Raw genomic sequence first — 12,734 nt, forward strand, 5'->3', positions numbered from 1 at the left:
GATGCGCCTAACGCGAAAGCTGTTGCCGCACCCGCTGCTCTCGGCCCTTCTGGTGCTGGTGTGGTGCCTGCTGATCAATGATCTCAGCCTCGGCACCGTCGTTTTCGGCGCGCTGCTCGGGATCGTGATCCCGATGGCGACCCGCGCCTTCTGGCCGGACCGTCCGAAGATCGGCAGGCCGGCACGCCTCGTTTCCTACCTCCTCATGGTGATCTGGGACATCATGGTTGCCAACGTGCAGGTGGCGATGATCGTGCTGTTCAAGCGCAATGAGGACATGGCACCGAACTGGGTGGTGATCCCGCTCGAGATCCGTACGCCCGAGGCGATCGCGATGCTGGCGGGGACCATCACCCTGACCCCCGGCACGGTCAGCGCCGATCTCTCGGCGGACGGGCACGCGCTGCTGGTCCATGCGCTCGACGCGCCCGATCCGGAGGCGGTGCGCGACGACATCAAGACCCGCTACGAGCGCCGGTTGAAGGAGATTTTCGAATGATCGACACCGCCCTCTTCATCGCCATCGGCGCGCTCGGGTTGGCGCAGATCCTCGCCATGATCCGGCTGGTGATCGGGCCGCATACCGGCGACCGCATCCTCGCGCTCGACACGATGGTGATCAACGCCATCGGCCTGATCATCCTGCTCGGGCTTTATCTGGGCACCCAGATCTATTTCGAGAGCGCGCTGATCTTCGCCATGCTGGGCTTCGTCTCGACCGTGGCGCTGGCGCGCTTCGTGCTGCGCGGGGACATCATCGAATGACCGGGGGGATGATGCTGCTGGAGATCCTCGTGGCCGCGCTGCTGATCATCGGCGCCGCCTTCACGCTGATCGGCTCCTACGGGCTGCTGAAGCTCGATCAGCCGATGAAGCGGCTGCACGCTCCGACCAAGGCCTCGACGCTGGGCGTCGGTTCGCTGCTGCTGGCTTCGATGATCCATGCCTTTGCCTCCGGCGACGCCTCGCTGCACGAGCTTCTGGTGATGGCCTTCCTCTTCGTCACCGCGCCGATCTCTGGAAATTTCATTGCCAAGGTCCATCTGCATCGGCAGCGCGGCGGCAAAGAGCTTCCTCCGCCGCCCGAGGAAAAGACCTGGGCGACCTACGCCGAGCAATAGCGCCCGGCGTCGACCGGGCTCGAGGAGCCACGACCTGACCATGAGCCCCGCCTCCCGCCATGCCGGCCCAATCCTGCATCTGCGGGGCCATGACACCGATGGCCTGCGCCTTGCCGCGATCCTCATCCGACCCGAAAGCGAGGCTTGTGGAACGCTGCGGGCGGGCACCACCGAACTCCAACCGCGCCGCATCGCCACGCTGGAGGGGCTCGCGGTCTGGCGTTTCGATTTGCGGCTCGACAGCGCCGATCGCGGATACCGCTTCGAAGATCGCGACTACCCGGTCGAAACCGATCTTTCGGGCGATCTGAGGTTCGCCTTCCTCTCCTGCAACGGCGAGGAGAACGGCGACATGGATCGCGATCCGACCGAGCGCGACGCGATGTGGGAAAGGATGCGCGCCGAACACGAGGCTCGGCCCTTCGCGGCGCTGCTGCAGGGTGGCGACCAGATCTATGCCGACGAGGTAACGCAGGGCCATCCGCTGAGCGATGGCTGGCCCGAGGATCTGCCCGAGAGCACGAGTGCGGCCGATCTCGGAGGGCTGGCGGCGCATCTGCGCAGGGGCTTTGTCGCGCGCTACATGCGTGGCTTCGCCGGGCCCGCCTTCGGCGCCCTCGCCGCACGGGTCCCGACGCTGGCGATCTGGGACGATCACGACATCTGCGACGGCTGGGGATCTCTTCCTAGCGAGGCCGCCGACAGCGCCGTGGGCCAGACCCTGTTCCGGGTGGCTCGCGAGATGTACCTGCTGTTCCAGCACGGCGCGGTCGAGGCCGACATTCCGGAGATCTTTGCCGATCCGACCGGCGCTCAGCTTGGCTGGCGCCGCAGCCTGCCGGGCGTCACGCTGATGGCCCCCGACCTGCGTTCCGAGCGCCGCCGCAGGCGGGTGATAGGCGAAGCGGGCTGGCGGCTCCTGGAAACGCCGGCACCCGAGCCCGAGCGCACCTTCATCGTCTCTTCTGTGCCGATGCTGGGGCCCCGCCTGTCGCTCGTCGAGGCGGTGATGTGGCTCTGGCCCGGCATGCAGAAATACGAGGACGATCTGCGCGACCAGTGGCAGAGCCGGGCGCATCGCGCCGATTGGCGACGGGCGCTGCGCGCGGTGCTGAACCTGCGCGCGCGCGGCCCGGTGACGGTGCTCTCGGGCGAGATACACCTCGCCACCCGCGCCGAAATGGCCGCCGAACCCGGCGCCATTCATCAGCTCGTGGCCTCCGGCATCGCCCATCGCGCGCCGCCCAAGGGCTATGCGCGCGGTCTCGGCTGGCTCGGAAGCCTCGGCGAAGGGCCGCTTTCGGGTCATCCGATCCGCATCCTGCCGCTGCCGGGGATGCGGCGCCGCTACGTGGCCGAGCGCAATTTCCTGACGCTGGAACGGCGCGACGGCGCATGGAGCGCGGTCTGGCATCTCGAGGAGAGCGGCAAGACCCCGCCCCTGCCGATCTAGCCCGCGGGCAGTTCGACACGCGCCTCGAGCCCGCCCTCCGGGCGGTTCGACAGGCGGATCTCGCCACCATGAGCGCGGATGATGGTGCGGGTGATCGACAGGCCAAGCCCGGCCCCGCCGGTATCGAGACTGCGGCTGTCTTCGCCCCGCACGAAGGGCTCGAACATGCCCTCGAGGCGCGCCTCGGGGATGCCCGGCCCCTCATCCACCACGCGTACCACCGCCATGCCGCCCTCTTGCTTCAGCCGCACCCTTGCCGAGCCGCCATAGCGGATCGCGTTATCGACCAGGTTGCCGAAGGCCCGCGACAGCGCCACGGGGCGGCCAGTTACCGGCGGAGCCCCACCACCCTCGAACCGCGCGCCGCGCTCCTCGCAAAGGCGCTGCAGCAGCGCCGCCAGATCGATCTTACCGCTGGGTTCGGCCTCGTGGCCGCTCTTGGCGAAGGCCACAAGCCCCTCGGCCATCACCGCCATCTCGTCGAGGGTGCGTATCATCGGCTCCCCCTCCTCTTCGTCGAGCATCTCGGCGCGGATGCGCAGGCTGGTGATCGGCGTACGCAGATCGTGCCCGACGGCAGCGAGTGTGCGGGTCCGCTCGGCCTCGAACCGGGCGATCCGCCCCTGCATGTCGTTGAAGGCCGCTGCAGCCGCCCGCATCTCGCGGGCACCGGTCTCAGGCACCCGCACGCCGCGATCGCCGCGACCCGCGGCATGCGCCGCCTCCGCTAGGGCGGCCAGCGGACGGGTGAGCTGGCGCACGAACCACAGCCCCACCGCAAGCACGGTGAGCAGCGACAGGCCGAGCACCAGCATGAAAACCTCGCCCCGGACCCCGTCCGGTGGCCGCAGCCCCGCGGCCATGACATTGAGCCAGACCGGCTCCTCTGCCTGCAGAGCGATCGACACGGCGATGGTGCCGCCGCGCGGTCTGGCAGGGCCACCGGAACCGCGTCCGGAAGCTGCGCGCTCGGAAATCGCGACGCGCACCTCGCGCTCTTCGAGCGCCGCGCCGATGCGCGCCTCAAGTACCCCGGCCCGACCGCTGCGCGCCGGGGCCGCGACGACCGGCACCGACTCGACCGTAATCCGCGCGAGCCGGGTCGAGGCTTGGCGCGCCAGTTGCTGTCGCGCCCGCGGCGGCAGGGCCTCCATCGCCGGCACCAGCGCCACGATCCGCTCCAACTCCCGCGCGGCCCCTGCCTCGCGGTCGAGCCGGTCGCGTTCGAAAGCCAGAAGCCCCAGCGCCACGAGATTGGCCGTCACCAGCGCCGCCGCAAGCAGCAGGGCAAAGCGCGCGGCCAGCCCAGCAGGCAACAGCCTCTTGATCACGGGGCCACCTCGACATCTGCGGCCAGCAGGTAACCGCCGCCCCATTCGGTGACGATCAGGCGCGGCTGCTTCGGGTCGTCCTCGATCTTGCGCCGCAACCGGCTGATCTGGTTGTCGATCGCTCGATCATAGGCCTTGGCCTCGCGCCCTGCCATCAGGTCGAGCAGCCGCGCCCGATCGAGCACGGTGCGCGGCGAGTCCAGAAACAGCGCCAGCAGCCGGCTTTCGCCCGAGGTCAGCTCTGCCTCGCGCCCATCCTCATGCCGCACTGCCTTGGTTGCCGGATCATGGGTCCATCCTGCGAAGCTGCGGCGCGTGGTGTCGAGCGTCGGTGCCGCCGGCGGCGCCCGGCGCAACACGGCGCGAATGCGCGCCAGCAATTCACGCGGGTTGAAGGGCTTGGTCACGTAATCATCGGCGCCAAGCTCAAGCCCGACGATGCGGTCGGTCTCGTCAGCCATGGCGGTGAGCAGGATCACCGGCGGCCCGCCCCGCGCCACCAGCCAGCGACACAGGCTCAGCCCGTCCTCGCCCGGCATCATCACGTCGAGCACGACGAGACCGATCCGCGCCGTCTCGACGATGCCGCGCGCATCGGCGGCGCTGGCCGCGAGGCGGACGCGGTAGCCCTGCTTCTTGAGATACTGGCCCAGCGGCTCACGGATATCGCGCGCGTCGTCGACGACGAGGATCTGCTCTGCGGTCTCGGTCATGGGCGGGTCTCCTGCGGACTGGCGGCTTCCCTTCTATGGCGCGCGCGCCCCGTAAGGCCAGCACTTGCCCCCCTGCGAGGAGGTGAAGTTTTGTCGCCGGATGTAACACGCGTCGTCGCCATGCCGCTTGCCTCCCCCGCGCGGTCTGGCTACATCGGGCCTCGGGGCCGGCATAGCTCAGCTGGTAGAGCGTCTGATTTGTAATCAGGGGGTCGGGGGTTCGAGTCCCTCTGCCGGCACCATTTCTCAGGTCAACACATTGCTTTCGTTTCAGCTTCTGGCCGCTGCTAGGAGCCGTAGACCATTTCGTCCGCGTTCACCTTCGCCAAGCAGGGGGTGTTCTGCTTCAGCCGTCGCAAACAGAGGCGGCTGAGAAGCCCTTTCACATTGCCGCGACAAGGCTTTTCGCTTTGCACGGAATCCGCCCGGATCGCGGAGGCACGGGCAAGTAGAGCCGCAAAACAGTTTGATAAGTATTGGTATCACCCGAGGCCCCGGGAAGCGCATCCACCACAGATTGGGGCGGACCATCGGAAAAGCTGCTGCAGATCTGGCCCCCACACTCGCGAGCTTTGCCGTTACCCGGTCGGAAGCTGCCGGCATTCATCTAGGCCATATGGGCAAGTGACGCCCCATAACCTTCCACCGGTCGGAAGAACGGGCCGGTGGCTACGTCATCGATGCGTGCGGCAACAAAACTAGGCAGCGGCCAACAAGCTGACAGGCTAAATGCGACTGTGCCGATCTCTCGCACCATCCGCAAATTGGCGCCTGCACCCGGGGCGGATCATACGTTTGGGCTAGCCACCCCATAGGTGAGCGCGGATACCGATGCTGTCGATCTTTTGCCGGGCATCGGGCACGGCTCCGTTCCGATTGAGAATTTCCATGATTTCTTCTCATAACCTCGACAGCGCCCGGCGCCGGAACTGTCAGTAAACGCTCAATCATTTTTTGAATTCTTCGGATCAATCTCGCCAGGAGGCTTAGTCTGGGCGATTCAGGTTATTCCATTGAAAACTCATCAATGGTCAGGTGGCTTTCACAAAATGATAGCGCAGAAAGCGAAGATAAAAACGCTCGAAAAGCAACCCCTTTCCGTATGACGTCACGTCTCATGTCAGACCAGTATCCGCCGCAGAGCCCTTTAGAACTAAGTCATTAGACCATGCGGATGCCTTCTACCAACGTGAACTAAGGCAAAATGATTATAATTCCCCCTGTCGGGGTGATTCACTTAATTCATTCGTATCATGATCCGACTTTCGCCTTAGGGACTTTGCTGGATTGATGCGACCGGCACTATCAAATCATTATCCCCATGGATGCGTGGAGTGCTCTGCGTGATCGCCGGCATTTGATAGTATTATGGCTTTCCGTTCGTCGTGTTTCGGCAAAGCCTTTTTAGGAGAGTTGTTATGGCGAACTACATCAAATCCGATCTCGATTTCATTCTGGCGCAGATCAAGATCGCAGAGGCACATACCGAAGCCATGAAATCCGGCGCCGATCCCCGGACGAGTCTTCTCCAACTGATTGGCAACGCGCCCAATCTGAGCTTCGGCTTGCGCACCGTCGATGGCAGCCTGAACAACCTCATCGCGGGGCAGACAGACTTCGGTCAAGCCGATCAGGCCTTTCCGCGTCTGACCACGCCCTACTACCTCGACGAGCAAGACGGCGACATGATGTCATTCGGGCCGGGCGGCACGATCACCAACACCGATTACGGGACGAACGGGAATGTCGCCGATGCCGATCCCCGGACCATCTCCAACCTGATCGTCACCCAGGACGTCTCCAACCCCGCCGCGATTCGCGCGGCGCTGAAGGCCGCAGGCGTCGAGGGCACCGCCCAGACGGCGGCCACGAACGCGATCAGTGCCGCCTACAAGGCCACGCTGAACGCCAATGGCGCGAATGCCGAGGTCGAGGCCGCCACGGCGGTCGTCTCCGGGGCCAGCGCCGATGCCTCGGCTGCCGTGGCCGCCCTGAATGCGGCCACGGCGCTGCAGTTGAGCTACACGGCAGGTGTGGCCATGGCCTCCAGCGTTCCCGCGGCCATCTCCGACGTCCAGACCGCGGCCGGGAACCTGATCACCGCCCTCAACGACATCCCCGGCGAACCGGTCCCGGTCCCGCCATTCACCCTCATCGAGCCGGTGCAAGCGGATTACGTCGTCACGGCCGATTTCAATACGGCACATGCCCAGTGGGTCGATGCTGCGCCCACCGACCCCGAGCCCCTTGCCACCGATTTCCCGGGTGTCGCGGCGTTCGAGACGGCACATGCCCAGTGGGTCGACGCGCAAGTGGCCCATGCCGCCCTCGAGCCCGATCCCGCCGATTTCGCGGATCCCACGGCGTACGATGCGGCACTTGTCCAGTGGGCCGCCGATGCGCCCACCGAGCCCCTTGCCACCGATTTCCCGGATGTCGCGGCGTTCGAGACGGCACATGCCCAGTGGGTCGTGGCGCAAGAGAACTATGCCATCGCCGAGCCCCTTCCCACCGATTTCCCGGATGTCGCAGCGTTCGATGCGGCACATGACCAGTGGGCCACCGCGCAAGCGGCCCATGCCGCCGCCGAAACGCAGTACCAGACCGATCTGGTCGCCTTCGACAACGCCACGATTGCCGCGACCGACGCCTTTGACGCGGCCATGGCTGCGGCCAGCAGTGCCGTCACGGCGGCCGGCGCCGTCGTGACCGCGCTTGGCGACAACCCCACAGATGGCGCTCAGACCCTCGAGGCCCTGGCGAACGACCTCCGGACAGCGATCGAAGGGATCGAAGAAGGCGGTTTCCTTCCGGCCGACGCGGCGACGATCACGTCTGCCCTAGACGCCTTCAACGGCGCGCCCGCGCTCGCGCAGTCGAACATCGGTGAACTCACGACGCTCGGAAACAATGCCGGTGTAGACCGGGCCGTGGCCCAGGTTGCGGCTGATGAGGCTACGACCGCGCTCGACGCGGCCAATGACGACCTCGCAATCGCGCAGGTCGCCGCCAACACGGCGGGTACGCCCGAGGAAACCGCGGCGGCCCTACAAGGCCTGCTCGACGATTTCGGCCTTCAGACCGACGAGAACGGGGGGCTGGTCATCGAGAACCGGGCGCCCGACGAGGGACTCTCGGCGCCTTTCAACTCTTGGATGACGCTATTCGGCCAGTTCTTCGACCACGGGCTCGATCTCGTGACCAAGGGAGGCAACGGCACCATCTACATGCCGCTGCAGCCCGACGATCCCCTCTATGTCGAGGGCAGCAATACCAATTTCATGGCGCTGACCCGCGCGTCGATCGACACTCAGAACCAGACGACGCCGCATGTCGACCAGAACCAGACCTACTCTTCGCACCCCTCGCACCAGGTGTTCCTGCGTGAGTGGGTTCCCGACGGAAGCGGGAAGCCGGTCGAAACCGGCAAGCTCATCACCGGCAGCAATGGCGGCATGGCGACCTGGGCCGACGTCAAGGTACAGGCCCGCGACATTCTCGGCATCGAGCTCGATGATGCCGACGTGCTGGCGGTTCCAGCGCTGATCACCGATCTTTATGGCAACGCCGAGATGGGGCCGAACGGCTTCCCGCAGGTGGTGATGGCCGATGGCACGATCATGGAGGGCAACCCGAACAACCCGGTGGACGCGACGTTCGCGGCGAAAACCGGCCACGCCTTCCTCGTCGACATCGCCCATAACGCCGTGCCGGGCACGGTCGACCACGACCGCAACCCCGCCACGCCGGACATCGAGATCACGCCAGACAATGACGGCATACCCAACAGCGTGCTGATCGCGAACGGCTTCGGGATCAACGAGCAATACGACAACGAACTGCTGGACGCGCACTTCATGGCCGGCGATGGGCGGGTGAACGAGAATATCGGCCTGACCGCGGTGCATCACATCTTCCACTCCGAGCACAACCGTCTGGTCGATTACTCGATCAATCAGGTGATCATGCCGGCCATGGTAAACGAGACCGGGACGCCCGAAGAGGCGGCGGCCGATCTCGCCTTCCTCAACGAGTGGCTGCGGGTCAAGCTGCCGGAAGGCACCGATCCTGCGACTGTCGACTTCTCCACGCTGCAATGGGATGGCGCGCGGCTGTTCCAGCTCGCCAAGTTCGGCACCGAGATGCAGTACCAGCACCTCGTCTTCGAAGACTTCGCGCGCAAGATGCAGCCGCAGATCGACGTGTTCCTGGCGCCGGTCGGCTATGACACCACGATCGACCCGTCAATCCTCGCCGAGTTCGCGCATACGGTCTACCGCTTCGGCCACTCGATGCTGACCGAGACCATCGACCGGCTCGATCCGTCCTTCAACGCGATCGGCACCGATTGGAGCACGCAGGATGCCGAGCAGATCGGTCTGATCGAGGCCTTCCTCAACCCGATCGAATACAACAAGGGCGGCGAGATCCATGCCGACATGGCCGCTGGCGCGGTGGTGCGCGGCATGACCCGCCAGGTGGGCAACGAGATCGACGAGTTCGTCACCGACGCGCTGCGCTCGAACCTGCTGGGCCTGCCGCTCGATCTTGCGGCGATCAACCTCGCCCGCGGCCGCGATACGGCGATACCAACGCTGAACATGGCGCGGGAGCAGTTCTACACCATGACCGGCGACACCCAGCTCAAGCCCTATGACAGCTGGTTCGACTTCACCCTCAACATCAAGAACCCGGCCTCGGTCGTGAACTTCATCGCGGCCTACGGCACCCATGCCACCTTGGACGCCGCCCAGACCCTGGCCGAGAAGCGCGATGCCGCGATGAAGCTGGTCTTCGGCGGTGAAGGCGCGCCGCTCGACCGGCAGGCCTTCCTGAACGCCACTGGCAGCTATGCCAGCGACAAGGGTGGTCTCGACAAGGTCGATTTCTGGATCGGCGGTCTCGCCGAGGCGATCGCGCCCTTCGGCGGCATGCTCGGCTCCACCTTCAACTTCATCTTCGAGACGCAGCTCGAGGCGCTGCAGGACGGCGACCGGTTCTACTACCTGGCGCGCACGGCGAGCATGAACTTCCTGGCGGAGCTCGAGAACAACTCCTTCGCAAGCATGATCGTCGAGAACACCGACGCCACGCACCTGCCGATCGACGTCTTCGCGACGCCGAGCTACGTCCTAGAGGTCGACCAGACCAAGCAGTACAACCACGGGATGGGCAGCGATGACCCGTTCGAGGCGTCGCTCTTCGACCCGCAGGTGAACAAGCTGGTGATCCGCGCCAACGAGAACTCGCTGCAGTTCACCGGTGGCGACCACGTGGTGCTCGGCGGCACCGAAGGCAATGACACGCTGATCGCCGGCATCGGCGACGACTCGATCTGGGGCGACGGTGGCAATGACCGCATCGAAGGCGGCCACGGCAACGACAACATCGACGGCGGCGCCGGCGACGACATCATCACCGATCTCGGTGGCGACGACGTCATCAAGGGCAATGACGGCAACGACGTCATCCATGGTGGCCCCGGCGGGAACCTGATCATCGGCGGTCGCGGCTCCGACTTCATCATCACCGGCGAGGACTTCTCGGAGGTCTTCGCGGGACCGGGCAACGACTTCATCCTCGGCACCACCACCAACGAGGCGCCGATCGGCGGCGAGGGAGACGACTGGTTCGAGGGCGGCAGCCAGGACGGCGCGATGGGCGACAACTCGGACGCCTTCGGCGCCGACACCATCGCCGGCCACGACGTCTTCTTCGGCCGCGACGGCTTCAATGAGTTCGTGGCCGAGGGTGGCGACGACATCATGGTCAGCTCGGTCGGCATCACCCGCAACGAGGGCATGTCCGGCTTCGACTGGGTCAGCTACATCGGGCGCAGCTCGGTCTATGCCGACCTGAACCTGCCGGCCTTCGACGAGACGCCCATCCCGCCGGACGAGAACACGGCCCTGGATCGCTACGAAGCGGTCGAGGGCCTGTCTGGCTCGCATGGCAATGACGTGCTGATTGGCTCCGAGGTGGACGATCTCGGCGTGATCCCGCCCGCAGTGCCCGGCGGCGAAGAGGAGGGAGCACCCCTCGAGCCCGCCGGCAACGGCCAGCAGGGCAGCATCCTGACCGCGGCGGGCATCGCCCGGATCGATGGGCTGCAGGAGCTGCTCGGGGCGGGCGTGAACGAGTTCCGTAGCGGCAACATCATTCTGGGCGGCGGCGGCAGCGACCGGATCGAGGGTCTGGGCGGCGACGACATCATCGACGGCGACAGCTATATCAACGTCCGCATCGCCCGGCAGGGCACCAACGAGACCTGGACGACCATGGTCGGCGACCTGCAGAAAAGGATGCTGGCGGGCGAGATCAACCCGAGCGAGCTCTACATCGTGCGCGAGATCCTCGATGGCGGCAAACCGGGCGACATCGACACCGCCGTCTATGCGGGACAGGCCATCGACTACCAGGTTTTCACAAATGCCGCCGGTGGCCTCACGGTCCTGGACATGAACCCCGATGATGGTGACACGGGCTCCGATCAGCTCTACAACATCGAGCGGATCGAGTTCTCCGATCAGACGATGATCATTCAGGGCGATCCTCCGGTGCCGGTCGACGTCGTTCTTTCAATTGCGGATGCGCCGACGCGGATCGAGACCGGCGACACCGGGTCCACCAACCTGGCCTTCGGCCTGAGCCTGAACGACACAAGCTTCAGCGGCAGTCTGCGGGTGGGCTTCAACGTCGGTGCGGTGACGGGTCAGGCCCAGATCGTCAGCTTCGTCGACGGGCTCGGCACGCTGACCGTACCGGTCGTCAATGACAACGTGCCCAACGGCACCGATACGAGGGTGGTCACCTTGACCGGGGCCACCGGAATCGGCGCGACGGTAACGCTCGGCACCGCGACCGCCAGCGGCATGGTCACCGAGGATGACGTCACTGCCATCCTTCTCTCGATCGCCGACGCGCCGATGCTGGTCGAGACCGGCGACACCGGAACCACCAACCTGGCCTTCGGCCTGAACCTGAACAATACCGGCTTCAACGGTGATCTGCAGGTGAACTTCGACACCAGCACGGCGACCGGTCAGAGCCAGGCCGTCAGCTTCGTCAATGGCATCGGCACGCTGACCGTGCAGGTCCCCAATGACGACCTGGCCAACGGCACCGAGATGATGGCGGTCACCTTGACCGGGGCCACTGGCACCGGCACGACGGTGGCGCTCGGCACCACGACGGCCAGCGGCATGGTCACCGAGGACGATGGCACGGCCATCGTTCTTTCGATCACCGATGCGCCGATGCAGGTCGAGACCGGCGATACCGGAACTACCAACCTGGCCTTCGGCCTGAGCGTGGACGACACCACCTTCACCGGCACTCTGCAGGTGAACTTCGACATCGGCACGGCGGCCGCCCAGACCCAGGCCGTCAGCTTCGTCAATGGCGTCGGCACGCTGATCGTGCCGGTCGACAATGACGATGTCGACGACGGCGCCGAGATGGTGGGGGTCACCCTGACCGGGGCCACCGGCACCGGCGTGGTGGCGACGCTCGGCACCGCGACCGCCAACGGCATGGTCACCGAGGACGACGTCATTCCCGTCATTCTGTCGATCGCCAATGCGCCGACAGTGGCCGAGGCCGGCGACACGGGGACCACCGATCTCGCCTTCGGCCTGAGCCTGGACGACACCGGCTTCACCGGCAATCTGACGGTGAGCTTCAGCGTCGGTGCGGCGACGGGCCAGAGCCAGACCGTCAACTTCATGAACGGGCTCGGCACGCTGACCGTGCCGGTCGCCAATGACGATGTCGACGACGGCGACGAGATGGTGGCGGTCACCCTGACCGGGGCGACCGGGACCGGTGCGGCGGTGACGCTCGGCACCGCGACCGCCAGCGGCATGGTCACCGAGGACGACGTGGCGCCCCCGCCTGTCGACGTCCTTCTGTCGATCACCAACGCGCTGACGGTGGCCGAGACCGGCGACACCGGGACCACCGATCTCGACTTCGGGCTGAGCCTGGACGACACCACCTTCAGCGGCGATCTGACGGTGACCTACAACGCCGGCTCGGCGACGAACCAGACCCAGGCCGTCAGCTTCGCGGCTGGCATCGGCACGCTGACCGTGCAGGTCGCCAATGACGATGTCGA

The 12,734-nt window shown here is 65.8% G+C and carries 7 protein-coding genes and 1 tRNA gene; 6 read left to right on the plus strand and 2 right to left on the minus strand.

Translation table 11 applies throughout. The annotated features are described in order from the left end of the window. The first annotated feature begins 1 nt into the window (after nucleotide 1). From LOS8367_RS15775 to LOS8367_RS15790, 4 genes are read left to right on the plus strand one after another with little or no spacing between them, the layout of a single operon-like run. The gene (locus LOS8367_RS15775; RefSeq protein ID WP_085897512.1) at nucleotides 2-499 is read left to right on the plus strand and encodes a Na+/H+ antiporter subunit E; all 498 of its coding nucleotides are present in this window, start codon (nucleotides 2-4) and stop codon (nucleotides 497-499) included. Next, entirely contained in the window at nucleotides 496-765 is a 270-nt protein-coding gene (locus LOS8367_RS15780; RefSeq protein ID WP_085897496.1) for a K+/H+ antiporter subunit F, read from the plus strand. The genes LOS8367_RS15775 and LOS8367_RS15780 overlap by 4 nt, the downstream gene beginning before the upstream one ends. Continuing rightward, nucleotides 762-1,121, plus strand: a complete 360-nt coding sequence (locus LOS8367_RS15785; RefSeq protein WP_085897497.1) for a Na+/H+ antiporter subunit G — start codon at nucleotides 762-764, stop codon at nucleotides 1,119-1,121. Before LOS8367_RS15780 ends, LOS8367_RS15785 begins: the two co-directional genes overlap by 4 nt. 40 nt (nucleotides 1,122-1,161) lie before the next feature. Further along, on the plus strand, nucleotides 1,162-2,574 hold the full coding sequence (locus LOS8367_RS15790; protein ID WP_106535090.1) for an alkaline phosphatase D family protein: 1,413 nt from the start codon (nucleotides 1,162-1,164) through the stop codon (nucleotides 2,572-2,574). Here the strand turns inward: LOS8367_RS15790 and LOS8367_RS15795 are convergent. Beyond that, the gene (locus LOS8367_RS15795; protein ID WP_085897498.1) at nucleotides 2,571-3,905 is read right to left on the minus strand and encodes an ATP-binding protein; all 1,335 of its coding nucleotides are present in this window, start codon (nucleotides 3,903-3,905) and stop codon (nucleotides 2,571-2,573) included. The genes LOS8367_RS15790 and LOS8367_RS15795 overlap by 4 nt on opposite strands. Then, nucleotides 3,902-4,618: a response regulator gene (locus tag LOS8367_RS15800; protein WP_085897499.1), complete on the minus strand. Its 717-nt coding sequence runs from the start codon at nucleotides 4,616-4,618 to the stop codon at nucleotides 3,902-3,904. The genes LOS8367_RS15795 and LOS8367_RS15800 overlap by 4 nt, the downstream gene beginning before the upstream one ends. 166 nt (nucleotides 4,619-4,784) lie before the next feature. On the opposite strand from LOS8367_RS15800, the gene LOS8367_RS15805 reads away from it, so the two are divergent. Together LOS8367_RS15805 and LOS8367_RS15810 are read left to right on the plus strand one after the other, a co-directional pair. After that, nucleotides 4,785-4,860: transfer RNA gene (locus tag LOS8367_RS15805), tRNA-Thr, on the plus strand. A gap of 1,176 nt (nucleotides 4,861-6,036) precedes the next feature. After that, a partial coding sequence (locus LOS8367_RS15810) for a peroxidase family protein (protein WP_207569277.1) occupies nucleotides 6,037-12,734 on the plus strand: 6,698 nt, incomplete at its 3' end.

The sequence above is a fragment of the Limimaricola soesokkakensis genome (assembly GCF_900172345.1).
Lineage (GTDB): Bacteria > Pseudomonadota > Alphaproteobacteria > Rhodobacterales > Rhodobacteraceae > Limimaricola > Limimaricola soesokkakensis.